Genomic DNA, 25,406 nt, shown 5'->3' on the forward strand with positions numbered 1-25,406 from the left:
CGCCCATGATCGCTCCCGTTCATTTGCTGTCGATAGCAGTACTGGCGGGGGTGTTGTCGCTTTGCGTGCTGGGGTCCCTGGCGCGCAGCGGCATGGCGGGGATACCCGAGACCATACGCGCCAACCTGCTTACGCTGTTGGCGTTTTTTTTATTCGGCCTGCAGGTCACCGAGGCGCCGCGCTGGCTGTCGATCCTGCTGCCCAACGCCCTGATTGCGGCGGCGCTGTGCGCCTATTACACCGGCATCCGCCGCCTGATGGGGCAACGGGTGCCGCGTCATCTGATGGGGGTGGCCTGCACGGTCGCCTGGCTGGTGGTGGCTGGCTACACCTATATCGACAGCCAGGTGGCGCCGCGCATCGTGGCGATGTCGACGCTGCAGATGGGCTTCATGTTCGGCGTGGCCGTGGGCGTGCGCCGCGGCATGCCGGCGAACCGCTCGCGCTACAGCTATTACTTCGTGTGGTCGGTGGCGATGATCTCGGGCCTGACCTGCGGGCTGCGGTCGCTGGTCTTCGCTTCCGGCGTGGCGCCGGCGCAGTCGCTGCTGGAACCCACCGCCTGGAACATCCTGTTCATGACGCTGGGCGTGCTGGCGATGCCGTGCCTGACGCTGGGCACCATCATGATCATCCACGACCGCATGCTGGCTGACCGCGAACAGGAGGCCAGCACCGATTTCCTGACCGGGCTGATGTCGCGCAAGGCCTGGTGGCTGCAGGCCGAACGGTATTGCGCCCAGGCGCTGCGCACGCGCCGGCCGCTGGCGCTGATGGTGCTGGATATCGATCATTTCAAGCGCATCAACGACACCCATGGCCATGCGGCGGGCGACGCGGTGCTGCGCCATTTCGGCCTGCTGGCCACGGCCACGCTGCGCACGGGCGACCACGTGGGCCGGGTAGGGGGCGAGGAGTTCAGCGTGCTGTTTGCCGACATGCGCAGCGACGCGGTGATGGACGTGGCGGACCGGCTGCTGGATTCCGTGCGGCGCACCCCCTGTGCGCACGGCGGCAGCACGATCGCGTATACGTTCAGCGCGGGGGTGGTGGACTGGCTGCCTGGTGAAAACCTGCAAGCCTGTTTCGAACGCGCTGACCGCATGCTGTATGCGGCCAAGCAGGCCGGGCGCAACCGGGTGGTGGGGCCGGGCGGTGCGGCGGCGGAGCTACCCGCGCTGCCGGTGGCGGCCTAGGGGTCGATCCCGGCTGGTGCGAGCCGCAGGGCAGTGTGAGCCGGCCCTCAGTCGGCCTTGCGAGGCGCACGGGTGTCGTGCTTCATGATGCGTTCTTTCTCGCGCTGCCAGTCTTTTTCGCGCGCCGTGTCGCGCTTGTCGAACAGCTTCTTGCCGCGGCCCAGCGCGAAGTCCAGCTTGATGCGGCCGTTCTTGTAGTGCAGGTTAAGCGGCACCAGGGTGTAGCCGCGTTGTTCGACCTTGCCGATCAGCTTGCTGATTTCCTCGGCCTTGAGCAGCAGCTTGCGCGTGCGCATGGCGTCGGGGTGGATGTGGGTGGACGCGGTGGGCAGGGGGCTGACGTGCATGCCCAGCAGGTAAAGTTCGCCGTCGCGCACGATGACGTAGCTTTCCTTGAGCTGCACGCGGCCGTCGCGGATCGCCTTGACTTCCCAGCCTTGCAGGACCAGGCCGGCCTCATAGCGGTCTTCGATGAAATAGTCGTGCGAGGCCTTGCGGTTATCGATAATGCTCATCTTGTTTTGCCCATCTTTCTTCTTGGCCCATCTTGTCGGGGCGGCCAACGTTGCCGTCGACGCGGCGATCGTCGGGATACCGCCATTTTGGCCTGGAGGGCGCGGTGCCGGTAAAATCCTGTCATTCTAGCCATTTGCGATAGTCGATGCACAAAGTACAGCGATCCGTCCTGGTGCCTTACAGCGCCGCCCAGATGTTCGACCTGGTGGCCGACGTGGAAAAGTACCCCGAGTTCATGCCGTGGTGTGGCGGCGCCGAGGTGCAGACCCGCGACGAGCACGGCATGCAGGCCTCCATCCTGATCAGTTTCGCGGGGATGAAGCAGCGCTTCACCACGCGCAACACGCACGTCTATCCGGACCGTATCGACCTTGAACTGGTCGACGGCCCGTTTTCCAGCCTGGTGGGGCACTGGGAATTCCAGCCCCTGGCCGAAGACGCGTGCAAGGTCCTGTTCACCATGGAATACGCGTTCTCGAACCGCGCGCTGGAAATGGTGGTGGGTCCGGTGTTCAACCGCATCGCCACCAGCTTCATCGATTCCTTCACCAAGCGGGCGCAGGCCAAGTATGGCGAATGAGGCGTCCGCGGACGGCCTGATCGGCGTCAGCGTCTGTTATGCCCTGGCGGCCCAGGTGTGGCTGCGCGAGTTGCGCCTGCCGGCCGGGTCCACGGTTGCCGATGCCCTGGCAGCCAGCGGCTTCGCCCAGGCGTTTCCGGTGGTGCAACCCTGGGAGCGGGGCGTGGGCGTGTTTGGCCGCGTGGCCGAGCCGCAGACGCTGCTGGCCGATGGCGACCGGGTCGAGATCTACCGCGGCCTGTCCTTCGATCCGAAGGAATCGCGGCGCCGCCGGGCCGAGCACCGGCGTGCCAAGACCGCCCGCAACGGGCGGGTGCGCCCCGCCGGGTTGCTGTAGTCAGCACGTGCGGGCCGCGGCCGGGCGCGCTTGCCCGGCGCGCGGCCGCCACATTGTCATCAATAGGACAAATTCCGTCGGCGCTTCCGGCGTAACATTGACGTCACCGCACTTACGTTTACGTCAACGTCATGTCAAAATCGGCAGGCTGGCGTTCACGAGACGGCAGCAACGCCAACAGACAATACCCATAACACCAGGAGACAGGCTGTGGACTTGGAACTGACCGACGAACAGCGCGCGTTCGCGCAGGCCGCGCGCGACTACGCGCAAGGTGAACTGGCGCCCCACGCGGCGCGCTGGGACGCCGAAGGCATCTTCCCCAAAGACGCGTTTGCGCGGGCCGGCGAGATGGGCTTTTGCGCCATCTACGCCAGCGAGGATATCGGCGGCCTGGGCCTGCCGCGCCTGGACGCCACGCTGGTGTTCGAGGAAATGGCGGCGGTGGACCCGTCGACCACGGCTTTCCTGACGATCCACAACATGGCCACCTGGATGGTGGGCAAGTGGGGCCAGCCGGCCCTGCGCGAGGCCTGGGGCCCGCTCTTGGCCAGCGGCCAGAAGCTGGCCTCGTACTGCCTGACCGAGCCGGGCGCCGGGTCCGATGCCGCGTCGCTGTCCACCCGTGCGCAGCGCCAGGGTGACCACTACGTGCTCAACGGCGCCAAGGCCTTCATTTCGGGCGGCGGCGATACCGACCTGCTGGTGGTCATGGCCCGCAGCGGCGGCGAGGGCGCCGGCGGCATCAGCGCCTTTGCGGTGCCCGCCGACAGCGCAGGCATCAGCTACGGCCGCAAGGAAGAAAAAATGGGCTGGAACAGCCAGTCCACCCGGCCCATCGTGTTCGAGAACGTGCGCGTGCCGGCCGCCAATCTGCTGGGCGAAGAGGGCGAAGGCTTCAAGATCGCCATGAAGGGGCTGGACGGCGGCCGCATCAACATCGGCACCTGCTCGGTGGGCGCGGCGCAGGGGGCGCTGGACGCGGCCCGGCGCTACATGGACGAACGGCGCCAGTTCAACCGCCGCCTGGCCGAATTCCAGGCATTGCAGTTCAAACTGGCCGACATGGCCACCCACCTGGTCGCGGCGCGCCAGATGGTGCGCCTGGCGGCCTGCAAGCTGGATTCGGGTGCGCCCGACGCGGCCACCTACTGCGCGATGGCCAAGCGCTTTGCCACCGACATGGGTTTCCAGATCTGCCTGGATGCGCAACAGATCCACGGCGGCTACGGCTACCTGCGGGACTATCCCTTGGAGCGTCTGGTGCGCGATACTCGCGTACATCAGATTCTGGAAGGGACCAACGAGATCATGCGTGTGATCATCGCCCGCCAATTGTTGGAAAAAGGAGCCGACATAAGATGACTGCACCGGTGCTGTTCGAAGAAAGAACCGCCGCCAACGGGATGCGCTTCGGGATTGCGACGCTGAATTCGCCGCAGACCCTGAACGGCCTGTCGCTGGACATGGTGGACCTGCTGGCCGAGCGCCTGGATGCCTGGGCGCGCGACCCGGGCCTGGCGCTGGTGGTGCTGCAAGGCGCGGGCGACAAGGCCTTCTGCGCCGGCGGCGACCTGCACGGCCTGTACCGCAGCATGACCGAGAACGCGGGCAAGGGCCCCTGGGGCAACGCCTACGCGCGCCGCTTCTTCGAGCACGAATACCGGCTCGACTACCGCATCCACAGCTATCCGAAGCCGGTGCTGTGCTGGGGCCATGGCATCGTCATGGGCGGCGGCATCGGCCTGATGATGGGCGCCAGCCATCGCGTGGTCAGCGAATCGTCGCGCCTGGCGATGCCGGAAGTGTCCATCGGCCTGTTCCCCGACGTGGGCGGCAGCTGGCTCTTGAATCGCATGCCTGGCCGTATCGGGGTGTTCCTGGCCCTGACGGGGGCGCAGATGAACACCGCCGACGCGTTCTTCGCGGGGTTGGCGGATTTCCGCCTGAACCACGAAGACTGGCCCAAGCTGCTGGCATCGCTGCAAGAGCAGCCCTGGGCCGGGCAGGCCACGGGCGGCGCCGAAGACGCGATTCCGCCGCGCTCGATCAACGATGGCCTGCTGCGCCGCGCGCTGACCGCGCTGGAACCGCAGACCCCGCTGGAAGGCGGCCATCTGCGCCAGCATTCGTTCCAGATCAACAGCATGTGCAGCGGCAACCGCCTGGACGAGATCGTCGAAGAACTGGCCACCCTGAAAGACCATGCCGACCCGTGGCTGGCGCGTGCCGCGACCACCATGCTGGCCGGTTCGCCGGGGTCGCTGCGCTTGTCGTTTGCGCTGCAGCAACGCATGCGGCTGCGGTCGCTGGATGACGTGTTCCGCACCGAATACGTGGCGGCGCTGCACTGCGCGACCCACGGCGATTTCGCCGAAGGCATCCGCGCGTTGCTGATCGACAAGGACAAGAAGCCACGCTGGAACCCGGCGACGCTGGACATGGCCAGCGAGGCCTGGGTGCAGAAGTTCTTCGAGGAACCCTGGCCCGACGGCCAGCCGCATCCGCTGGACGACCTGGGCAAGGAAGGCCGCTGACATCCGCCCGCCGTGCACGCGCGGCGGGCCCGCATTACGCAGCACACGATGATTTCATACCTACAGCAATAGCAACAGGAGACAGGACATCATGAGCAGTATCGCGTTTATCGGTTTGGGCAACATGGGCTCGCCCATGGCGTTGAACCTGGTCAAGGCCGGACACAGCCTGACGGTGTTCGACCTGGTGCCGGCGGCGGTCAAGGTCCTGACCGATGCGGGCGCCAAGGCGGCCGTGTCGGCCTCGGAAGCGGTCAAGGGCGCCGAGGTGGTGATTTCGATGCTGCCCGCCAGCAAGCACGTCGAAGGCCTGTACCTGGGCGAAGACCTGCTGGGCAAGATCGCGTCTTCCGCGCTGGTCATCGAGTGCAGCACCATCGCGCCGGATTCGGCCCGCAAGGTGGCCCAGGCGGCCGAGGTGCGCGGCATCGCCATGATCGACGCGCCGGTGTCCGGCGGCACGGGCGGCGCCGCCGCCGGCACGCTGACGTTCATCGTGGGCGGCCAGGTCGCCGCGCTGGACCGCGCCCGGCCGGTGCTGGAAAAGATGGGCAAGAACATCTTCCACGCGGGCCCGGCGGGCGCCGGCCAGGTGGCCAAGATCTGCAACAACATGCTGCTCGGCATCCTGATGGCCGGCACGTCCGAAGCGCTGGCGCTGGGCGTGGCCAACGGGCTGGATCCCAAGGTGCTGTCGGACATCATCGCCAAGAGCTCGGGCCGCAACTGGGCCACCGAGCTCTACAACCCCTGGCCCGGCGTGATGGAACACGCGCCGGCCTCCAAGGGTTATGCCGGCGGTTTCGGCGTGGACCTGATGCTCAAGGACCTGGGCCTGGCGGCCGAGGCCGCGCTGTCGGCGCGCGCCTCGATTCCGTTGGGCGAGCTGGCGCGCAACCTGTATTCGCTGCACAGCTCGGGCGGCTCGGGCAAGCTGGACTTCTCCAGCATCGTCAACCTGGTCAAGCGCGAACAGGACTGACATGGCGGCGCATCCGTCTTGCGCGGACCCGGCCCAGCGCGTCAAGGCCAGCTTCGACCAGCAGCGCATCATGCAGCTGATCGGGGCCAGCCTGGACGTGGTCGAGCCGGGCAGGGTGGATATCGTGCTGCCTTACCGGCAGGATCTCTGCCAGCAGAATGGCTTCCTGCATGCCGGCATATCCACCACCATCGCCGATTCGGCCGGCGGCTATGCCGCCTTCAGCCTGTTCCAGCCGGGCGAAGACGTGCTGACCTCGGAGTTCAAGATGAATTTCCTGGCGCCCGCCAAGGGCGACCGCTACGTGGCCAGCGGCCGCGTGGTCAAGCCCGGCAAGCGCTTGTCCGTCTGCCAGGTCGAGGTGCATGCGTATGACGGCGAACAAGCCACGCTTTGCGTGATAGGCTTGCTCACCGCGGTGCGCGTGACGCCGCGCTGATCCCCGCTCGCGGCGGTTCGCCGCGAGCGTTGTCGCGCCCTGAACAGGTCTTCGGCAATGCCCTCGAAAGAACACCATCGCATCTTCCGCAGCAACTGGCTGCGCGCCGCCGTGCTGGGCGCCAATGACGGCATCGTGTCCACCGCCAGCCTCATCACAGGCGTCGCCGCGGCGCAGGCCAGCCACGGCGCGGTGCTGACCTCGGGCCTGGCCGGCCTGGTGGCCGGAGCGCTGTCGATGGCGGCGGGCGAGTACGTATCCGTGCGATCACAGGCCGACACCGAGGCCGCCGACCTGCGCATGGAGCAGCGGTCGCTCAAGCGCAATTCCGACGAAGAGCTGGAAGAACTGATAGGCATCTATGTGGACCGTGGCCTGTCGCCAGACCTGGCAGGGCAGGTGGCACGTCAATTGACCCGTCACGATGCATTGGATGCCCATGCGCGCGACGAGCTTGGCATTTCGATGCATAACCGCGCGCGGCCCGTCCAGGCGGCGGTGGCTTCGGCCGCCTCGTTCGCGGGCGGGGCGGCCTTGCCGCTGGCGGTGGCCGCCGTGGCGCCGCTGTCGCAGTTGATCGTCTGGGTGATCGGTGCGTCGGTGGCCTGTCTGGCCGCCCTGGGCGCGCTGGCGGCGGGCGCCGGGGGTGCGCCCAAGGGGCCGGCGGCGCTGCGCGTGACCATCCTGGGCGCCTTGGCCATGGCGGTGACGGCGGGCGTGGGCGCCGTGTTCGGCACCGTGGTGTAGGGCCGCGTTTACGGCGTTATGGAATAAGGCAGCGGTTGGGCTGCAATGCGCGGGCCGTCGGCCGCGCCCAGCCGCAGGTCGCCTTCGGGCAGTGCGGCCAGGGTGGTTTCGAACAGCACCGAGACGCCGCCTTGCGTGGCCGCGGCATCGACGACGCGGCCGGTGGGTTCGCCGGGCTGCGTGGCATCGAACACGTCGGTGCCGGCCAGCGCGCCGTCCGCCAGCGCGGTGTCGGCGATGGTGCCATAGGCCATGCGGCGCTTGACGGTGCCGCGGTAGTGGCTGCGCGCCACCACTTCCTGGCCGGGGTAACAGCCCTTGGTGAAGCTGACGCCCTCGATCAGGTCCAGGTTGACCGTCTGCGGAATGAAGACGTCTTGCGTGGCCGTGGTGATCCAGGGGATGCCGGCGGCCAGGTCGGCGGCGTGCCATTGGGCGGCCGGGGCCAGGCCCAGCACGGCCGCCAACGGCGCGGCGGCGGCCAGTTGTTCGTCCGAGGCGATCCACCACCAGCGCAGGGCGGCGCCCGCCGAGGGCGCGGCGATCCAGGTGCCGGACGGCAGGTCGACGCGCTGCCAGGCGCCGCGCGGCAGTGCGCCCGCGACGGCTTCCAGTGCGGCCACCTGGGCGGCATCGGCCTGCACCCCAGCCACCTGCAGGGCGGCTGGAGCCAGCTTGACCTTGGCGCGCAGCACGAACATGGACAGGCGTTTGAGCAGGGCGGCTGACAGGTCCTGGCGCACCAGGCCATAGAGCTGCGGGGCGTCGTCGGCGGCGGGGGCGGCGCGCCACATCACCAGGGTGGCCAGCAGGCGGCCCTTGGCGGTGCAGTAGCCGGCCAGGCGGGCGGCGTCCAGCGGCAGGCCCGTGACGTCTTGCGTCAACTGGCCGTGCAGGAAGGTCAGTGCATCGGCGCCAGCGGCGGCGAATACGGCAAAATCTTCCAAAGGCGCGCATTGGGCGCAACCTTCTGCGCGCACAGGGATCGAAGAATAGAAAGCATGCATGGCGGCAAAGGCCCGTGACTCGTCATCAAAGGCTTGATGATAGCCGTCTTCCCCCTGCCAGAGGCCCATGTCCCGGACGGCCAAAGGGGTGCAACAAGCGCTCCGACCCTGGTTTTGCCGCGACAGGCCTGCGCGATCCATTAAACTCCCCACACTTATGAAGAAGCGACTCCGTTTTTACGTCCTGTGGTCTTTCCTGCTGCTCGTGCTGGCCGCCGCCGCCGCGGTCGGCGCCGCCTGGAGCTGGATGCACCGACCCCTGCATCTGTCGGCCGACAGGATCGATTTCGTGGTGGACCCGGGCAGCAGTCCGCGCACCGTCGTGCGCGCGCTAAATGCCGCGGGCATCCCCGTCTGGGAACCCGGTTTCGTCTGGATGGCGCGGCTTTCCGAGCAGGACAAGCTGATCAAGGCCGGCGGCTACCAGGCCATCAATGGCGATACGCCCTGGCTGCTGCTGGAACGCATGGCGCGTGGCGACATGACCCAGCGCCAGATCACCTTCCTGGAAGGCTGGACCTACCGCCAGATCCGCCAGGCGCTGCGCGAGAACCCGGACGTCAAGCAGACGCTGGGCGACATCAGCGACGAAGCGCTGATGGAACGCCTGGGGTCCAGCATCAAGCATCCGGAAGGCCTGTTCTTTCCCGATACCTATATCTTCACGCCGGGCAGCACCGATTTCGACCTGCTGCGCCGGGCCTACCAGGAAGGCCAGCGCATCCTGGACGACACCTGGTCCAAGCGCCAGGCCGACCTGCCGGTGGCTACGCCCTATGAAGCCCTGGTGCTGGCGTCCATCATCGAAAAGGAAACCGGCCACGGGCCGGAGCGCCGCCGCGTGTCGGGCGTGTTCACCAACCGCCTGAAGATCGGCATGCTGCTGCAGACCGACCCCACCGTCATCTACGGCATGGGCGACGCCTACCAGGGCCGCATCCGCAAACGCGACCTGCAGACCGACACACCCTGGAACACCTACACGCGTCCGGGCCTGCCGCCCACGCCCATCGCGGCCCCGGGGCGGGCGGCGCTGCTGGCGGCGGTGCAGCCCGAGCAGCATAGATTCCTGTTTTTCGTATCGCGGGGCAACGGCACCAGCGAGTTCTCGGTCAACCTGAACGAGCACAACCGCAACGTGTCCCGCTACATCCTGGGCCAGACCCCGGCGGGTCGGCCTGCCGCGGCCACGCCGACGCCGACGCCGACGCCGGCGGGGGCGCCTGCTGCCGCACCGGCCCCGGCTTCCACTTCGACGCCGGATGCCGATCCGGCCCCAGCACAAGGACAAGACCAATGACCTCACGCGGACGCTTCATCACGCTGGAGGGAGTGGACGGCGCGGGTAAAAGCACCCACACCGGCTGGATCGCCGATTTCCTGCGCGCGCAGGGCCTGGAGGTCGTCTCGACCCGCGAACCCGGCGGCACGCCGCTGGGCGAAAAGCTGCGCGCGCTGGTGCTGACCGACACGATGGGCCTGGACACCGAAACGCTGCTGATGTTTGCCGCGCGCTGCGAACATGCCCGCCAGGTCATCGAGCCGGCGCTGGCGCGCGGCGCCTGGGTGGTCTGCGACCGCTATACCGACGCCACCTACGCCTACCAGGGCGGGGGCCGCGGCCTGGGCGCCGAGCGCGTCGCCACCCTGGAAACCTGGATGCAGGCGGGCCAGCCCGATCGCACCTGGCTGTTCGACGTGCCGCTGGACGTGGCGCGGGCGCGGCTGGCCGATGCGCGCGAACCTGATCGATTCGAGCGCGAGGGCGCCGCCTTCTTCGAGCGCACGCGCGCGGCCTACCAGGCGCGCGCCGCGGCCGATCCGGGCCGCATCCGCGTGATCGACTCGACCCGCACCATTGCAGAAATCCGCGCCGACCTGGAAGCCGGCCTGCGCGAGCTGGTGGCAGCCCGCCCATGAGCGCGCCCCAGTTCCTGCCTTGGCAGATGGACACCGCGCGGGCCTGGCTGGGCAACCGCGACCGCTTCGCGCATGCCTGGCTGGTGCACGGCCTGGCCGGCATCGGCAAGCTGGACTTCGCCATTGCCGCCGCCGCCAGCCTGCTGTGCGAAACGCCGCAGGACGGCCTGGCCTGCGGCCACTGCGCCGCCTGTGCCTGGTTCGCCAGCGGCAACCACCCCGACCTGCGCCGCATCCGGCCCGAGGCCGTGGCGGTCGAAGAGGGCGCTGATGCCGCTGAAGCGTCCGACGATACTGAACCGGCCACCGGCGCGGCCAAGAAAGCGCCGTCCAAGGAAATCCGCATCGACCAGATCCGCTCGCTGGAATCCTGGTTCAACACCGCGACCCACCGGGGCGGCTGGCGGGTGGCGCTGCTATACCCAGCCCATGCGCTGAACGTGGTGTCGTCCAATGCCCTGCTCAAGGTGCTGGAAGAGCCGCCGCCGCACACCGTTTTCCTGCTGGTGGCCGACGCGCCCGACCGGCTGCTGCCCACGCTGGTGTCGCGCTGCCGCCGCCTGCCGCTGCCGGCCCCGGACCCGGACACCGCCCTGCAATGGCTGCGCGACCAGAACGTGGAGCCGGCGCGCGAATGGCTGGCCGCTGCGGGCGGCGCGCCGCTGGCCGCGCTGCGCCTGGCACAGCACGCCGAAACCGCCTGCCCGCCGTGGCTGTCCCAGTTGATCGGCCCGCTGGCCAAGGGCCAGGCGCCCGACGTCGGCACGCTGGCCGAAACGCTGGAAAAGACCGCCCCGACCGAGTGGATCGACGCCTTGCAGCGCCTGTACACGGACCTGATGCTGGCCGCGGCCGGTGCGCCGGTACGTTACTTTCCGGCGCTGGCCACCGGAGTCGCCCAGGTGGCCGCGCGGATGAATACCGCGCGCGTGGCCGAGTCGGCGCGCTGGCTGACGCGCCAGCGTGCGCTGGCCACGCACCCCTTGAATGCCAAGCTTTTCGCCCACGCGACGCTGCAGCGCGTGGTGCTATCCTGCCAGGCGTAACCCGCCGCCATCCGGCTCACCCGGGCGGCGCAACCCGAATCCGAATTCCATGTACGTCGATTCCCACTGCCATTTGAATTTTCCCGAGCTGGCCGCCGACCTGCCGGCCATTCTCGACCGGATGGCCGCCAACCAGGTGACCCATGCGCTGGTGGTCAGCGTCAACCTGCCCGAGTGGCCGGGGCTGATGTCGCTGGTCGAGCCGCAAGCCAACCTGTGGGCCTCGGTGGGCGTGCATCCTGATTACGAAGACACGCCCGACCCCGAACCCGCCGAACTCGTGCGCCTGGCGGCCCACCCCAAGGTGGTGGCCATCGGCGAGACCGGGCTGGACTACTACCGCCTGTCCGAGCCGCTGGACTGGCAGCGCGAGCGCTTTCGCCGCCACATCCGCGCTGCCCGTGACGTAGGCCTGCCGCTGATCGTGCATACGCGTTCGTCCGCCGAAGACACCGTGCGCATGCTGCGCGAAGAGGGGGCGGCCGAGGTAGGCGGGGTGATGCACTGTTTCACCGAAACCTGGGAAGTGGCCCAGGCGGCGCTGGACCAGAATTTCCATATCTCGCTGTCGGGCATCGTGACGTTCAAGAACGCGCACGTGGTGCACGAGGTGGCTGCCAAGGTGCCGCTGGACCGCCTGCTGATCGAGACCGATTCGCCCTACCTGGCGCCGGTGCCATACCGCGGCAAGATCAACGACCCGTCCAAGGTGATTCACGTGGCCGAGAAGATCGCCGACTTGAAAGGCATCAGCGTGGCCGAGGTCGCCAAGGCTTCAACGGAAAATTTCTTTAATCTTTTCAACAAGATAAAAAGATAATTTAATCTAAATTATTTAAAGTCAATTATCAGGAGTGCCATGACCGTCCGCACCGTCTTGTCCCGCCGCCTTGTTGCGCATGGCCGCAACGCCTTGCTGGCGCTGTGCCTCGGCCTGTCGGCGCCGATGGCGCAGGCGGCCAATCCGGCTGACTGGTGGGTGTACGTCGCCAATGACTACCCGGACGACGTCAAGGCCCTGCTGGCGCAGGGCGCCGACCCCAACCAGCGCTACCGCAATGGCCAGCCGGCCCTGATGCGGGCCGTGGTGGACGGCGCCTGGAAGGTGTTCGACGTGCTGGCGGCCGACCCGCGCACCGACGTCAATGCCGAGAATCCGGCCGGCGAAACCCCGCTGATGTACCTGGCCATCGCCGGCCAGGTCGACCGTGCCCGCAGCCTGATGGCGCGCGGCGCCCAGGTCAACCGCCTGGGCTGGACGCCGCTGCACTACGCCGCGTCCAAGGGCCAGATGGCCATGGCCCGGCTGCTGCTGGACAACAAGGCGATGGTGAACGCGCCGGCGCCCAACGGCGAAACGCCGCTGATGATGGCGGCGCTGTCCGGCAACAAGCCGATGGTGGACCTGCTGCTCAAGGCGGGCGCCGACATCACCACACGCGACACCAAGGGGCAGGATGCCTCGGACTGGGCCCGCACCGGCAAGTCCACCGCGCTGGCGGCCGAGCTGCAACAGCTGATCTCCCAGCAGGAATCCGCCAAGCGCGCTCGCCGCGCCAGCGCGCCGCCTGAGCCGGAACCGGATGCGGCCGATGCCACGGCGACGCAGGACGCCGCCCCCGCAAGCCTGCCCGCCGCCGTCGACGCGCCGCCGCCGATGGCCCAACCCGCGCCGGCCACGGGCAACGCCAGCCCCAAGGCCGCCCCGGGATCGCCCAGCGTGGGCGGGGTGTCGGGCGTGCGACTGAACAACTACGACACGCCCGCGTCGCCCTGAGCCTTGCCGGCTGCCCGCGTCGTGACAACCCGCCCTCCGGCGGGTTTTTTCTTTGGGGAATGGCTTGTCCGGCGGGGCGCTGGCCGGGATTTTTTGGCTGATGAAATTCGGGGTTTTCCCTGGGTATTCTCATCGGATGGGAATATTTTCTGGTTCAAACGCCATAAATTGATAATCTGCGCTTCATCAATGCCGGGAGTGCTTTTTTCATGTCGGATCAGTCGGTTGGGGCAGGCGCGGATCGCGTCTTATATGTGTTGGCCACGCTTGCCCGGCACGACGGCCCCTTGAGCATCGCCGCGCTGGCGGAAAAGACCGGCCTGGCCCAAAGCACGCTGTACCGCCAGGTCGGGTTGCTCAAGCGCTGGGGCTTCGTGGCCGAGCACGATGGCGAATACGGCCCCGGCCCGCTGTGCGTGCAACTGGCCTGGGGCTTTGACCAGTCTTCCTTCCTGATCCACGAGGCGCAGCCGGACATGGCGGCGCTGGCCGCCGCGTCGGGCGAGACCATCGGCCTGCTGGTGGCCGTCAAGGACCAGGCCGTGTGCCTGGACATGGTCGAAAGCCAGCATCCGCTGCGCTGTTCCTTCACCAAGGGTCGTGGCCTGCCGCTGGCCCGCGGGGCCTCGGCCAAGTCGCTGTTGGCCTTCATGCCCGCCGCGCGCCTGCAAACCGCGCTGGCCCTGCTGGCCAGGGAGCCGGGCGTGGACGTCGCGCGCCTGGCCGACGAGCTGGAAGCCATCCGCGCCCTGGGCTATGCCGTGACCGACAGCGAAGTCGATGCCGGCGTCTGGGGCGTGAGCGTGCCGATCTTCCAGCGCGCCCACCAGGCGGTGGCCTCCATTACGTTGATGGCCCCGTCCACCCGCGCCGGCCAGCGCACGCAGGCCTTCATCGACCTGACCGTGGCCGCGGCCCGCCGCATTTCCACCAAGTTGCAGGCGCATTGACGCCGCGCCGTTTCGAATTCCTTGCTGTCCCTGCCATTTCTGCCTCATCTCTAGACGTTGCCGGCCTTACCCGTACCGATCGCCGTAATCCCATACCCATCCATTCCTTTTAGGACCCGCCATGACCACTCGCCGCACATTGCTGACCGCCGCCCTGACGCTGGGCCTGGCCTGGACCGCCGGCTCTGCCTGCGCCCAGGAAACCATTCGCGCCGTGACCGACGCCACCTTCCCGCCCATGGAATTCGTCAAGGACGGCAAGCGCACGGGCTTTGACATCGAACTGGTCGAGGCCCTGGCCGCCGCCATGGGCAAGAAGGTCGAATGGATCGACATCGATTTCAAGGGCCTGATTCCCGCCCTGCAGGCCGGCCGCGCCGACATCGCGGTGTCCGCCATCTACATCACGCCCGAGCGCAGCAAGGTGGTGGACTTCACCGACCCGTACTACGCCGGCGGCCTGGTCGTCCTGACCAGGAAGGGCGGCGACATCAAGGGCCTGAAGGACCTGGACGGCCGCAAGGTGTCGGTGCAGGTCGGCACCAAGTCGGTCAACTACCTGAAGGAACACTACCCGTCGGTGCAGCGCGTGGAAGTCGAGAAGAACCAGGAGATGTTCAACCTGGTGCAGATCGGCCGCGCCGACGCCGCGGTGACGGGCAAGCCCGCCGCCAAGCTGTTCGCGCAGAGCACGACCGACCTGGCCGTGCTGGACGAGCAGATCACCACCGAGGACTACGGCATCGCCGTGCCCAAGAGCAAGCCCGAGCTCACCCGCGGCCTGAATGAGGCGCTCAAGAAGATCAAGGCCGACGGCAGCTACCAGGCCATCGTCAACAAGTGGTTCGAGGCGCCTGCGAAATGAACCTGGACTTTGCCCCTGTCTTTGCCGATTACGACTCGCTGCTGCGCGGCGCGCTGGTCACCATCGAGGTGACCGCCGGCGCGCTGCTGCTGGGCTGCGTGATCGGCCTGCTGGTCGGCGTGGGCCGGCTCAACCCGCAACGCAGCATTATCTATAACCTGTGCAGCACGTACCTGCTGTTCTTTCGCGGCACGCCCCTGCTGGTGCAGCTGTTCATCTGGTTCTTCGGCCTGCCGCAGTTTGGCGTGACGCTGCCGGCGTTCGCCTGCGGCGTGCTGGGCCTGGGCATGTATTCCGGCGCCTATGTGTCGGAAATCGTGCGCGGCGCGATCCAGTCGGTGGACCGCGGCCAGACCGAAGCGGCCCGTTCGCTGGGCATGTCGTCGGGCCAGGCCATGCGCATCATCATCCTGCCGCAGGCCGTGGTGCGCATGATTCCGCCGTTGGGCAACGAGTTCATCGCGCTGATCAAGAATTCCGCGCTGGTGTCGCTGTTGACCATCCATGACCTGATGCACGAAGGGCAGAAGATCATCAGCGTGTCGTACCGTTCGCTGGAAACCTATCTGGTGGTGGCGCTGATCTATCTGGTGCTGACCACGGTGGCCATGGTGATCCTGCGCCAGATCGAACAACGCCTGCGTGCCGGGGGGATGGTGCAATGAACTTCGGAAACCCGAAAGAAATGATCCGCATCCGCGGCCTGGAAAAATCCTACGGCGATCACGCCGTGCTGCGCGGCATCGATTTTGACGTGCTGCCGTCGCAGGTGGTGGTGGTGATCGGGCCCAGTGGTTCGGGCAAGAGCACCTTGCTGCGCTGCTGCAACGGGCTGGAAGTGGCGCAGGGCGGCACCGTGGACATCTGCGGCCAGACGCTGCAGGACAACGGCGAACTGCTGCCCGAAGCCCAGCTGAACCAGCTGCGCATGCAGGTGGGCATGGTGTTCCAGGGCTTCAACCTGTTCCCGCACCTGTCGGTGCTGGAAAACGTCACGGTCGGGCCGCGCAAGCTGCGTGGCATGGGCCGCGACGAGGCCAACGAACTGGCCGCCGACCTGCTGGCCAAGGTCGGCCTGTCGCAGAAGATGTCGGCAATGCCGGCCAGCCTGTCGGGCGGCCAGAAGCAGCGCGTGGCGATCGCCCGCGCGCTGGCGATGCAGCCCAAGGTCATGCTGTTCGACGAGCCGACGTCCGCGCTGGATCCCGAATTGGTCGGCGAAGTACTGCAGGTGATGAAGCTGCTGGCCCGCGAAGGCATGACCATGATGGTCGTAACCCACGAAATGGGCTTTGCCCGCGACGTGGCCGACGTGGTGGCTGTGATGGACGGCGGCGTGATCCTGGAATCGGGCCCGCCCGAGGTCATCTTCAGCCAGCCGCGCGAGGCTCGCACCCGCGAATTCCTGCAGGCGGTGCTGAGTGCAGGGCAGGGGGCGGCATGACGACGGCGCAACTGGACAAAGGCCTGTGGACCGCCCGTGACGATAGCGCCGAACGTGGCGACACGCGCCGCCTGGCGCATATCGTCGAATCCGCGGCGGGCCAGGCGGCCGCCAAGGGCGAAGCCGTGATCCTGGGCTTTGCCTGCGACGCCGGCGTGGCGCGCAACCAGGGCCGTGTCGGCGCGGCCGCCGGCCCGGCCGGCATCCGCAAGTTCATGGCCGGCCTGCCGGCGCACGGCTTGACGCGCCTGTTGGATGCGGGCGACGTGGCCTGCGACGGCGACCAGCTGGAAGACGCCCAGGAACGCCTGGGCCTTGCCGTGGCCGACCTGCTGCAACAGGGCGCCCGCCCGGTGGTGCTGGGCGGTGGCCATGAGATCGCCTGGGGCAGCTTCCAGGGCCTGGCGCGCTGGTTGGCGGGCCGGGAAGACGCCGGCCCCGTGCTGGTGCTGAACCTGGATGCGCACTTTGACCTGCGCACCGGCCGCCCGGGCAGCTCGGGCACGCCGTTCGACCAGATCGCGCACTACTGCGAGGCGCAGGGCCTGGCGTTCCAATACGCCTGCCTGGGCGTGTCGCGGCTGGCCAATACCCCGGCGCTGTATGCGCGGGCTGCCGAAGTGGGCGCCATCTGGGTGGAAGACCGCGACATGCAGGAACGCCACCTGGAGGCAAGGCTGGCCAACGTCGATGCGTTGCTGGCCCGGGCGCGCCACGTGTACCTGACGATCGACCTGGACGTGCTGCCCGCGGCGGTCATGCCCGGCGTGTCGGCGCCCGCGCCTTATGGCGTGCCGATGGCGGTGATCGAAGAGATCGTGCTGCGGGTGAAAGCCAGCGGCAAGCTGCGCCTGGCGGACCTGGCCGAGTTCAATCCGCGTTTTGACGTGGATGGCCACGGCGCCCGCGCGGCGGCGCGGCTGGCCTGGCAGCTGGTGTCAGCCTGATACGCGGCGTCCTGGGGCCAAGTGGCCGGGGCGTGCCAGGAAAACCGGCCCGCCTCGCGCGGGCCGGTTCGTTTTTGGGGGCGGAGGTTGCGCTTGTGGCGGTATCAGCGGGATCGACCGACAGCTTTGTCGGAATTCGCGGGGTCCATGTCCGATAGCTCACTGTTGAGCCATCCTCTTCGCAAGCTATAAAGCTTGGTTTTGGATGCTTTTGGTCCGCAGCCGAGTGCGGCTCGGCGACAATCTATGTATCGAACGTATCTCGAGTTGATCAAGCCTGGCATCGTGGCCGGGAACCTGATAACCCTGGCCGGCGGCTATCTGCTGGCGTCGCGCGGCGTTGTGGATGTGAGCCACGGCGCGTTGGTAATGCTGGGCGTGGCCCTGGTGATCGGCTCAGGATGCACGGCCAACAATGTGATTAATCGTGACATCGACCGCGTCATGGAACGCACTCAGGCCCGCGCGATGGCAACCGGCCGGATTTCCCTCGGTTCAGCGCTGGCTTTTGCGGGGATTCTTGCCGCCGCCGGATTCTGGCTCTTGCATGTCGCGACGCGGCAAGGCCAGCCGCTAGTGTTGATGTTCATCGGATATGTCGTCTACGTTGGCCTGTACTCGCTTTGCCTCAAACGAAGATCGGTTCAGGCCACGCTGGTGGGCGGCGTGGCGGGAGCGGTTCCGCCCGTCGTAGGCTATTGCTCGGTGAGTGGAACGATCGACTCGGCCGCGCTCTGTCTTTTTGTGATCTATGGGATATGGCAAGTCCCCCATTCATACGCCATCGCCATCTTCAGGTGGAATGACTACGCGGCGGCGTCCATTCCCGTCTTGCCTCTCGTAAAGGGGCGTCGCCAAGCGAAGCGGCAGATCGTCGTGTATATCGTCGGGTTTCTCGTGGCCGCGCTTTCCCTCGCGGCGTTGGGATACGCGGGCAATCTCTATATCGCTGTGGTCCTGCTGAGCGGAATCCTCTGGCTCAAAACGGCCATGGACGGATTTTCGGCGCGCGACGATGCGCGCTGGGCGCGCCGGGTGTTCGCGGTTTCCATTGCCGTTGTTGTTCTCGTCAGTGCCGCGATGGCGATCGATGCGACGGGCGGACCTCTTGCGCATTGATCGGCACGTCTGGCATCAAGCGCAAGTTGGGGATCTTCCGATTTCAACGTTCCTGCAGGTGTGGGTAAATGAAATCCAGGAAGGCCCTCACCCGTGCGGGTACTGTCCGAGCAGGAAGCAGGGCGAAAAGAGGCACCTGGGGCAACACCCATTCCCGCATGACAGGAGTGAGAGGGCGCTGTCCGCGGCCGATCTGCGCTGCCTCGAAATTCATCAGCGGGCCGATGCCGAGTCCCTCCGAGAGCAAGGCGCCAATAATGCCGGAGTCGCTGGCCGCCACTTTTCCCGACACCCTGATCCGCTCGACTCGCACCCCGGACCGTAACTCCCATTCGCATTCGCCGCTCAGCGCGCCAACAAGGCATTGATGGCCTGTGAGCTCTGTCGGTGAGCCGGGAGGCCCATGTCTGGCTATATATGCGGCCGATGCGTACAGGCGTGGAGTCATCGAACTGATAGTGTGGGCAATCAGGCTGGAGTTCGGCTGTTCGCCAAAGCGTAGCGCCAGGTCGAAGGCGTTGCTGATGGGATCGACACGCTGATTGCCCAGTTCGAACTGACAATGGATGTCCGGATACTGGTCATGGAAGGCGTTGATGACTGCGGGGAGGAAATGCTGAGCCAATGACGCCGGCAGCGATACGCGCAGTCGGCCCCCTGGACGCGCAGTGTCCGTTTGCAGCTGTTCGTGCGCGACTCGCGCTTCATCGACCAGGTCACGGCAGCGTTCGAAGTAGAATGCGCCGGCCTCGGTCAGGCCTATCTTGCGGGTGCTTCGCTGGAGCAACTGCACCCCCAGATCGCGTTCGAGTTCGCTCACCCGTCGCGAAAGCGTCGAGGGCGGGACGCCAAGCGCAGTGGCTGACAGGCTGAAGTTCCCCCGCCTGGCAACCTCCACGAACATGGCAATGTCATTCAACAATGGCATGCCTGAACCGCTGGCGTAAGACCGCCGGCTACCGGGAAACGACACGGTCCGTTGCGCCAGACTGCCAGCCTCCGCCGAGTGCCTTGAACAGGTCGACCTGTGCATTCACCACCCGCGCCTCGCTTTGCGCAAGTTCGGCCTGCGCGTCGGCGTACGTGCGCTCTGCGTCCAGCAAGGCAAGGCTGTCGGCGCGTCCTTCTCGCGCTTGCGCCCGGACGATCCGCGCAACGTTCTGCGCCTGGTCCCGGGCGGCGGCCAGCGCCACTTGGCGATCCAGGCTTCGGGCATAGTTCGAAAGCGCGGTTTCCGTCTCGCTCAATGCCAGCAGCACGGTGCCGTCAAACGCCGCCAACGCCGCCTGGGCTTGCGCGTTCGCGGCATCGATACGAGAGCGGATCAGCGCTTGGTTCGGAAATGACCACGAGACGAGTGGCCCGGCCAGCCAGCGCAAAGGGCCAGCTCCAAAAAAGTCGCCAACACCAAACCCTGTGGACCCCACTGAGGCGCCCAGGGAAACCTGCGGATAAAGCGCCGATGTCGCCACGCCTATCCGCGCGGTCTCGGCCGCCAGCCGCCGTTCAGCGGCGCGCACGTCCGGACGGCGCGCGAGCAAGCTCATGCCATCTCCTACCGGAATCGGCTGCAGGATTCGGGGCGGCGCCGACAGGGCGCCAGCCTCCCTGGGAAGATCCTTGGGCGCGCGGCCAGTCAGCAAGGCGAGGCGGAACAGCTCGGCCTGGCGCTCGGTCACGATCTGTGGAATCTCGGCACGTCTTTGATCTCTCAGGGCAGCGATACGGGCGGTGTCCAGAGGGGTGGTCAAGCCCGCTTGCTCCCGGCTGGCCGTCACGCTGACCGATCGATCCAGCAACTTGACGATCTGCTGCGCCACGGCCAGGCGATGGGCCGCGCTGGCGGCGCCCAGATAGGCTTGGGTCGTGGCCGCCACGGTTGAAACCCGTACGGCATCCAGCTCTGCCTGCGCCGCCTGATAATCCCCACGCGAAGCTTCGACGTTTCGTCGGACACGGCCGAAAAGATCAACTTCATATGCTACCGAGAAGCCAAGATCGACAACAGTATGCTCGCGACCCAGTTCGGGCGAAGATTGGATCGCGGATTGTCGTTGGCGGTTTGCGCTGGCGCCAAGGTCGCTGGTCGGTCGTTGATCCGCGGACGTTTCCCGTAGCTGGGCGCGCGCACGGGCAAGCCGGGCCACTGCCATGCGCACATCGGTGTTGGCGGCAAGCGCGTCTTGCACCAGTCCGTCCAACACCGGGTCGTGGTATAGCTTCCACCAGTCTGCCGAGACGGGCGTCCTGTCTGACGTCGTCGCATCGTCCTGCGACAGGAACGGGCCCGCCGCCAACGTGGGAATGACCGGCGCCTTGTAGTCCGGGCCGACTGCGCATGCGCTCAGGACAAGCGGCATGACGAACATCGAGAGAGTGTGAGATCGAATCACTTGATATTTCCTGTTCATTCCTGCCGCGGCTCCAACGAGGTGACGCGAAACCGGCGGGACAGCCGATCCGCGAGCTTGCGGCAAACGACGTAAAACGTGGGCGTGTACAGCAAGCCGAAGACGGTGACGCCGACCATGCCGAAGAATACGGAAGTTCCCAGCGCTTGCCGCAGCTCGGCGCCCGCACCGGATGCCATGAGCATCGGCACTGTTCCGAGTATGAAAGCGAAACTCGTCATCAGGATCGGGCGTAGTCGGGTCTGGGCCGCCCGTACCGCCGCGGCAGCCGGGCTCAGGCCGTCTTGCGCTTCGGCCTGCTTCGCGAACTCGACCACGAGGATCGCGTTCTTGGCGGCAAGGGCGATCAGCACCACGAGTCCGATCTGCGTCAGTACGTTGTTGTCCATGCCGCGAATATTGATACCGACCATGGCAGCGAGGAGGCACATCGGCACAATGAGGATGATGGCCAGCGGCAACGTAAGGCTTTCGTACTGCGCGGCCAGCACCAGGAACACGAAGACAACCGCCAGCGCGAACACGAGGCCTGCCGTGTTTGCGGCGATCTTCTGCTGGAAGGCGATGCCGGTCCATTCATAGCCATATCCCGTTGGCAGCGCGTGATGCGCCAGTTTCTCCATGGTGGCCAGAGAGGCGCCCGTGGAAGAGCCGGGCGCCGTGTCTCCGTCCACCTCGACCGCCGGGAACAGGTTGTAGCGCACGACCCTGAATGGCCCGGTTTCGCTTTTGAATGTTGCGACTGAACCGATCGGCACCATCGCGCCGCTATCGGATCGTGTCTTCAGGTTTGCGATGTCGGCCTCGCTGTTGCGCTGGCCTTGTTCAGCTTGGGCGATCACCCGGAACGTGCGCCCCAGCAGATTGAAGTCGTTCACGTAGGATGAACCCAGGTACACCTGAAGCGCCTCGAACACCCGATCCGGGGGCACACCCAGCAGCTCTGCCTTGCGCCGGTCGATGTCGGCGAAGATCCGAGGTGTCGATGTGTTGAAGAAAGAGAAGACCTGCGACAGCCCTTCGGTGCTGTTCGCCTTTGCCATGAGCTGATCGGAAACTGTTCCCAGCGCCTTGTAGCCATGGCCGGCACGATCCTGCACCATCATCCGGTAGCCGCCTGCCGACCCGATGCCGTCGATCAGCGGCGGCGGAATGATGAGCACTCTCGCTTGATCGATGTCCGCGACGGCTTTGCGCGCTTGGGCAAGGATCTCGCTGGCGGGCCGGGAGCGTTCTTCAAACGGTTTGAGCGGTATGAAGGCGGTGGCGGTATTCGGCGAATTCGTGTTCGATGCGGCGTCGTATCCGGGCAGCATGATCGTGCCACGGACCCCTTCGATCGTCAGCAGGCGCTTGGACACTTCTTGCAGCACCGCATCGGTGCGCGCCAGGGATGCGCCGGGCGGCAATTGCGTGATCGATATCAGATAACTCTGGTCCTGGGCGGGAATGAAGCCGGTCGGGGTGACCCAGAAGATTCCAGCCGTGGCAAGAACAAGTCCGCCGTAGCTCGCCAATACGCGTTTGGGATGCGCCACCAGCCAGTGTGTCAATTGACCGTAACGGGCGCTGAGTCGATCGAAGCGTTCGTTGAATCCGTCACCGGCAAGCTGCATGCGCCGGATGAGCCCGTTGCTGCTTTTCACCGTCGTATGCGCACGCAGCAAGGTCGCGGCCAATGCCGGTGAAAGCGTCAGCGACAATATGAGCGAAATGACCGTTGCGCCGGAAATGGTCAGCGCGAACTGCTTGTAGAACGCGCCGGACAGGCCGGTCAGAAAGAACGTGGGAATGAAGACCGCGCACAGCACCAGCACGATGGCCACCAGGGCGGCTGAAACCTCGTCCATGGACGTGCGGGCCGCTTCCAGCGGCGTCAGGCCCAGCGCCAGATTTCTTTCCACGTTTTCGACCACGACGATCGCATCGTCCACCACGATGCCGATCGCCAGGACCAGCCCGAACAACGACAGGCTGTTCAGGCTGTAGCCAAACAAGGCAAGCAGCGCAAATGTTCCCACCAGGGAGATGGGGATGGCGACGACGGGGATGAGGGCGGCGCGCCAATTCTGCAGGAAGACGAAGATCACGAGCACGACCAGCGCCGCGGCTTCGAAAAGCGTCTCCCGCACCGCTTCGGTGGATTGCGCGATGAAACGCGTCGAATTCCACATGATCCGGTATTCGAGTCCCGCAGGAAAGGCTTTTGCCGCCGCCTGCATCTCTCGTTCCAGGTTGATGCCGGTTTCAAGTGCGTTGGTGCCGGGTCTTTGGAAAATGCCGATCATGATGGACGGCTTTCCCGACAGGTATGCATTTGTGCCGTAGTCATCCGCGCCCAGTTCAACGCGTGCAACATCGCGAATGCGGGTTTGGCGTCCGGCAGGGTCCGTTCGGATGACGATGTCTGCGAACTGCTCCGGTTCGCTCAATCGCCCCTGCGTCCGGATATTGAGCTGGAAGGCATCGGAACTCGGATTGGGCGGCTGGCCAAGGGCGCCGGAGGCGACCTGCACATTCTGGGCGCGCAGGGCGCCGACAATCTCTCCCGCCGTCAACTGAAGCGCGGCAGCGCGGCGCGGATCGATCCAGACGCGCATGGCAACTTCGCGGCTGCCGAAGATCCGGGCTTCACCAACGCCCTCGATACGGCTCAACCTGTCGCGCATCTGAGTGAGGGCGTAGTTCGAAAGATAGGCCTGATCCAGCGACCCGTCCGGAGAGACGAGGTTGATTGCCATCAACGCGCTTGGCGACGTCTTGCGGGTGGTGACGCCTAGCCGTTGCACCTCTTCTGGCAGGCGAGGCACCGCCGCTGCGACCCGGTTTTGAACCAGCATCTGGGCCGCATCGAGATCGGTGCCCACTTTGAAGGTGATCGATATGGACACCTTGCCGTCCGCCGTTGACTGGCTGGACTGGTAAAGCATGTTCTCCACGCCGTTGATTTCTTGTTCGATCGGGGCCGCGACGGTCTCCGCGACCGTTTCCGCGGACGCGCCAGGGTAGGTGGCGGACACGACGACGGTGGGAGGGATGATGTCCGGGTACTGGGCCACCGGAAGGGTGAAGTAGGAGATCGCGCCGACAATCGTGATGACGATCGCCAGCACCGCGGCGAAGATCGGGCGGGTGATGAAGAAGCGCGACAAGCGCATGACGATGTTTCCTTTGGGGCAACTGCCGCCGCATCACGAGGACGTGAATGTCGGCGTGCTGCGGGAAATGGGAGGGTTCGAGTTCGCCATTCCGGTCTGACGGGAAGCCGCTGCCGGCGTGGCTTGCACCTTCGAGCCTGGAATGGCGAGTTGCTGACCGGCGACGACCACGCGATCGTCTGCAGCGAGCCCGGCTCGAACGACCCTGAGTCCGTCGACAAGCGGACCAAGCTCAATGGTCTTGACCAACACGGTGCCTTCGGCGGAAACGGTAAGGACCGTCTTGCGAGTCTGGTCCGTCTGGATGGCGGCATCGGGAATCAGCAAGGCAGGCACCCCGGGTCCGCTCGCCAATCTCATGTTTCCGAACAGGCCCGGTGTCAGAAACTGCTTGGGATTCTCGATCACCGCGCGCATCCGTATGGTCCCTGAGCGGGGATCGATTCCGTTATCGGTGAAGTCGAGCTTTCCGCGCCACGTGTAGTCCGGCTCATCCTGCAGGCGTACTTCGACCCGCGCTTGCGGGGCGCCCGGCTCTCGAGCGCGCATGGCTTTCAGGTACAGGGCTTCTGAGGCATCGAATGAAAAATAGATCGGGTCCAGTGCATTGATGGTGGTCATGTAGCTGCCATTGCCGGCCTCCGAGGCCACGACCAAGTTGCCAGGGTCGACCCGTCGGTCGGAAACCCTGCCGGCGATGGGCGAGCGAACTTCGGTGAACTCGAGCTCAAGCGATTTCAGGGCAACGCGAGCCTGCGCGGCGTCGACGTGTGCGGCGCCTGCCTGCACGCGCGCGCGCAACTGATCGATATCGCCCTTTGAAATTGCGCTGTCACCCACCAGCCGCTGCGCACGCGCAAGGTCGGCTCGAGCCAGGGCAAGCTCGCTCGTTGCGCTTGCCAGGCCCGCTTGCGCTTCCGCGCAAGCGGCTTTGTAGGGGCGGGGGTCAATGGAGAAAAGCAGTTGGCCTTGTTGGACGATTTCTCCGTCCTTGAAGTGAACCTCGACAATCTGCCCCGAGACCCGGGGGCGAACCTCCACCCGGCGACTCGCCTCAAAACGGCCGACATAGTCATCCCACTCGATCACGGTACGCTGGACCGGTGTTGCGATGGATACCGCGGGAAGCGCTTCAGGAGCCACCGCTTGCGATTCTTTGTCTGGCAGTAGAGACAAGATGCATGCTGCGGCGGTTGCGAGCCCCGCTGTCACGAGTGCGGCGCGCAGGATGACCGGCTTGGTTCCAGGGGGGCCGAGTGGGCGTTGGCGGGTCATGCGGCCGCACTCCCCGGGTCGTTGGACGTTGTGTGTGTCATGTGAGGTGTCGCCTTGAAAAATGACGCGAAGTCGTTGTGTGCTTTTGCAACGTACAGAGATTCTCCGGATTGCGGCCTTGCGGCAAAAGGACGTACTTCCCTCCTTTAGCGT

At 66.2% G+C, this 25,406-nt stretch carries 25 protein-coding genes; 19 read left to right on the plus strand and 6 right to left on the minus strand.

The window, feature by feature from the left end:
* Window positions 1-5: 5 nt before the first annotated feature.
* Window positions 6-1,196: a GGDEF domain-containing protein gene (locus ACUDP5_RS11985; RefSeq protein WP_445658834.1), complete on the plus strand. Its 1,191-nt coding sequence runs from the start codon at window positions 6-8 to the stop codon at window positions 1,194-1,196.
* 47 nt (window positions 1,197-1,243) lie between these two features.
* On the opposite strand, the gene smpB is transcribed toward ACUDP5_RS11985, so the two are convergent.
* On the minus strand, window positions 1,244-1,711 hold the full coding sequence (gene smpB / locus ACUDP5_RS11990; protein WP_445658835.1) for an SsrA-binding protein SmpB: 468 nt from the start codon (window positions 1,709-1,711) through the stop codon (window positions 1,244-1,246).
* 146 nt (window positions 1,712-1,857) lie between these two features.
* Between smpB and ACUDP5_RS11995 the strand changes: the two genes are divergently transcribed.
* The 7 genes from ACUDP5_RS11995 to ACUDP5_RS12025 all read left to right on the plus strand — a co-directional run bounded on the left by ACUDP5_RS11995 (window position 1,858) and on the right by ACUDP5_RS12025 (window position 7,334).
* Entirely contained in the window at window positions 1,858-2,292 is a 435-nt protein-coding gene (locus ACUDP5_RS11995; protein ID WP_006223413.1) for a type II toxin-antitoxin system RatA family toxin, read from the plus strand.
* Complete coding sequence (locus tag ACUDP5_RS12000; RefSeq protein WP_263912524.1) at window positions 2,282-2,629, plus strand: RnfH family protein; 348 nt, start codon at window positions 2,282-2,284, stop codon at window positions 2,627-2,629. Before ACUDP5_RS11995 ends, ACUDP5_RS12000 begins: the two co-directional genes overlap by 11 nt.
* Before the next feature lie 210 nt (window positions 2,630-2,839).
* Window positions 2,840-3,994, plus strand: a complete 1,155-nt coding sequence (locus ACUDP5_RS12005) for an acyl-CoA dehydrogenase family protein (RefSeq protein ID WP_263912525.1) — start codon at window positions 2,840-2,842, stop codon at window positions 3,992-3,994.
* Window positions 3,991-5,166 carry an enoyl-CoA hydratase/isomerase family protein gene (locus tag ACUDP5_RS12010; RefSeq protein WP_263912527.1) on the plus strand — a complete coding sequence of 392 codons (1,176 nt, stop codon included), beginning with the start codon at window positions 3,991-3,993 and terminating at the stop codon, window positions 5,164-5,166. Before ACUDP5_RS12005 ends, ACUDP5_RS12010 begins: the two co-directional genes overlap by 4 nt.
* A gap of 91 nt (window positions 5,167-5,257) precedes the next feature.
* Window positions 5,258-6,148, plus strand: a complete 891-nt coding sequence (gene mmsB, locus ACUDP5_RS12015) for a 3-hydroxyisobutyrate dehydrogenase (protein ID WP_445658836.1) — start codon at window positions 5,258-5,260, stop codon at window positions 6,146-6,148.
* Window position 6,149: 1 nt separating this feature from the next.
* Window positions 6,150-6,587, plus strand: coding sequence for a PaaI family thioesterase (locus ACUDP5_RS12020; RefSeq protein WP_263912531.1), 438 nt, complete (start codon window positions 6,150-6,152; stop codon window positions 6,585-6,587).
* 57 nt (window positions 6,588-6,644) lie between these two features.
* Entirely contained in the window at window positions 6,645-7,334 is a 690-nt protein-coding gene (locus ACUDP5_RS12025; protein WP_445658837.1) for a VIT1/CCC1 transporter family protein, read from the plus strand.
* An 8-nt stretch (window positions 7,335-7,342) separates the two neighbouring features.
* On the opposite strand, the gene ygfZ is transcribed toward ACUDP5_RS12025, so the two are convergent.
* The gene (gene ygfZ / locus ACUDP5_RS12030; protein ID WP_445658838.1) at window positions 7,343-8,341 is read right to left on the minus strand and encodes a CAF17-like 4Fe-4S cluster assembly/insertion protein YgfZ; all 999 of its coding nucleotides are present in this window, start codon (window positions 8,339-8,341) and stop codon (window positions 7,343-7,345) included.
* A 157-nt stretch (window positions 8,342-8,498) separates the two neighbouring features.
* Here ygfZ and mltG point away from each other — a divergent pair, with 157 nt between their 5' ends.
* From mltG to cyoE, 11 genes are all read left to right on the plus strand, one after another.
* On the plus strand, window positions 8,499-9,641 hold the full coding sequence (gene mltG, locus ACUDP5_RS12035) for an endolytic transglycosylase MltG (protein ID WP_445658839.1): 1,143 nt from the start codon (window positions 8,499-8,501) through the stop codon (window positions 9,639-9,641).
* The gene (gene tmk / locus ACUDP5_RS12040; RefSeq protein WP_263912535.1) at window positions 9,638-10,261 is read left to right on the plus strand and encodes a dTMP kinase; all 624 of its coding nucleotides are present in this window, start codon (window positions 9,638-9,640) and stop codon (window positions 10,259-10,261) included. The genes mltG and tmk overlap by 4 nt, the downstream gene beginning before the upstream one ends.
* Window positions 10,258-11,307, plus strand: coding sequence for a DNA polymerase III subunit delta' (gene holB, locus ACUDP5_RS12045; RefSeq protein WP_445658840.1), 1,050 nt, complete (start codon window positions 10,258-10,260; stop codon window positions 11,305-11,307). Before tmk ends, holB begins: the two co-directional genes overlap by 4 nt.
* Window positions 11,308-11,356: 49 nt before the next feature.
* Entirely contained in the window at window positions 11,357-12,127 is a 771-nt protein-coding gene (locus tag ACUDP5_RS12050) for a TatD family hydrolase (protein WP_263912537.1), read from the plus strand.
* Window positions 12,128-12,253: 126 nt separating this feature from the next.
* Complete coding sequence (locus tag ACUDP5_RS12055; protein WP_445659158.1) at window positions 12,254-13,084, plus strand: ankyrin repeat domain-containing protein; 831 nt, start codon at window positions 12,254-12,256, stop codon at window positions 13,082-13,084.
* A 209-nt stretch (window positions 13,085-13,293) separates the two neighbouring features.
* Entirely contained in the window at window positions 13,294-14,034 is a 741-nt protein-coding gene (locus ACUDP5_RS12060) for an IclR family transcriptional regulator (RefSeq protein WP_263912538.1), read from the plus strand.
* Window positions 14,035-14,155: 121 nt separating this feature from the next.
* On the plus strand, window positions 14,156-14,899 hold the full coding sequence (locus ACUDP5_RS12065; RefSeq protein ID WP_263912539.1) for a transporter substrate-binding domain-containing protein: 744 nt from the start codon (window positions 14,156-14,158) through the stop codon (window positions 14,897-14,899).
* On the plus strand, window positions 14,896-15,564 hold the full coding sequence (locus tag ACUDP5_RS12070) for an amino acid ABC transporter permease (RefSeq protein ID WP_263912540.1): 669 nt from the start codon (window positions 14,896-14,898) through the stop codon (window positions 15,562-15,564). The genes ACUDP5_RS12065 and ACUDP5_RS12070 overlap by 4 nt, the downstream gene beginning before the upstream one ends.
* Window positions 15,561-16,343 carry an amino acid ABC transporter ATP-binding protein gene (locus ACUDP5_RS12075; protein WP_445658841.1) on the plus strand — a complete coding sequence of 261 codons (783 nt, stop codon included), beginning with the start codon at window positions 15,561-15,563 and terminating at the stop codon, window positions 16,341-16,343. Before ACUDP5_RS12070 ends, ACUDP5_RS12075 begins: the two co-directional genes overlap by 4 nt.
* Window positions 16,340-17,290, plus strand: coding sequence for a formimidoylglutamase (hutG, locus tag ACUDP5_RS12080; protein WP_445658842.1), 951 nt, complete (start codon window positions 16,340-16,342; stop codon window positions 17,288-17,290). Before ACUDP5_RS12075 ends, hutG begins: the two co-directional genes overlap by 4 nt.
* Window positions 17,291-17,536: 246 nt before the next feature.
* Complete coding sequence (cyoE, locus tag ACUDP5_RS12085) at window positions 17,537-18,409, plus strand: heme o synthase (protein ID WP_445658843.1); 873 nt, start codon at window positions 17,537-17,539, stop codon at window positions 18,407-18,409.
* Window positions 18,410-18,452: 43 nt separating this feature from the next.
* On the opposite strand, the gene ACUDP5_RS12090 is transcribed toward cyoE, so the two are convergent.
* The 4 genes from ACUDP5_RS12090 to ACUDP5_RS12105 are packed head-to-tail and all read right to left on the minus strand — an operon-like array spanning window position 18,453 to window position 25,253.
* Window positions 18,453-19,337, minus strand: a complete 885-nt coding sequence (locus ACUDP5_RS12090; protein ID WP_445658844.1) for a LysR substrate-binding domain-containing protein — start codon at window positions 19,335-19,337, stop codon at window positions 18,453-18,455.
* A gap of 28 nt (window positions 19,338-19,365) precedes the next feature.
* On the minus strand, window positions 19,366-20,820 hold the full coding sequence (locus tag ACUDP5_RS12095) for an efflux transporter outer membrane subunit (RefSeq protein ID WP_445658845.1): 1,455 nt from the start codon (window positions 20,818-20,820) through the stop codon (window positions 19,366-19,368).
* Window positions 20,817-23,978 (minus strand): efflux RND transporter permease subunit, encoded by a 3,162-nt coding sequence (locus ACUDP5_RS12100; protein ID WP_445658846.1) that lies wholly within the window; start codon window positions 23,976-23,978, stop codon window positions 20,817-20,819. The genes ACUDP5_RS12095 and ACUDP5_RS12100 overlap by 4 nt, the downstream gene beginning before the upstream one ends.
* A 33-nt stretch (window positions 23,979-24,011) precedes the next feature.
* On the minus strand, window positions 24,012-25,253 hold the full coding sequence (locus ACUDP5_RS12105; protein WP_445658847.1) for an efflux RND transporter periplasmic adaptor subunit: 1,242 nt from the start codon (window positions 25,251-25,253) through the stop codon (window positions 24,012-24,014).
* Window positions 25,254-25,406: the final 153 nt, after the last annotated feature.

It is taken from the genome of Achromobacter sp. NCFB-sbj8-Ac1-l (genome assembly GCF_052695805.1).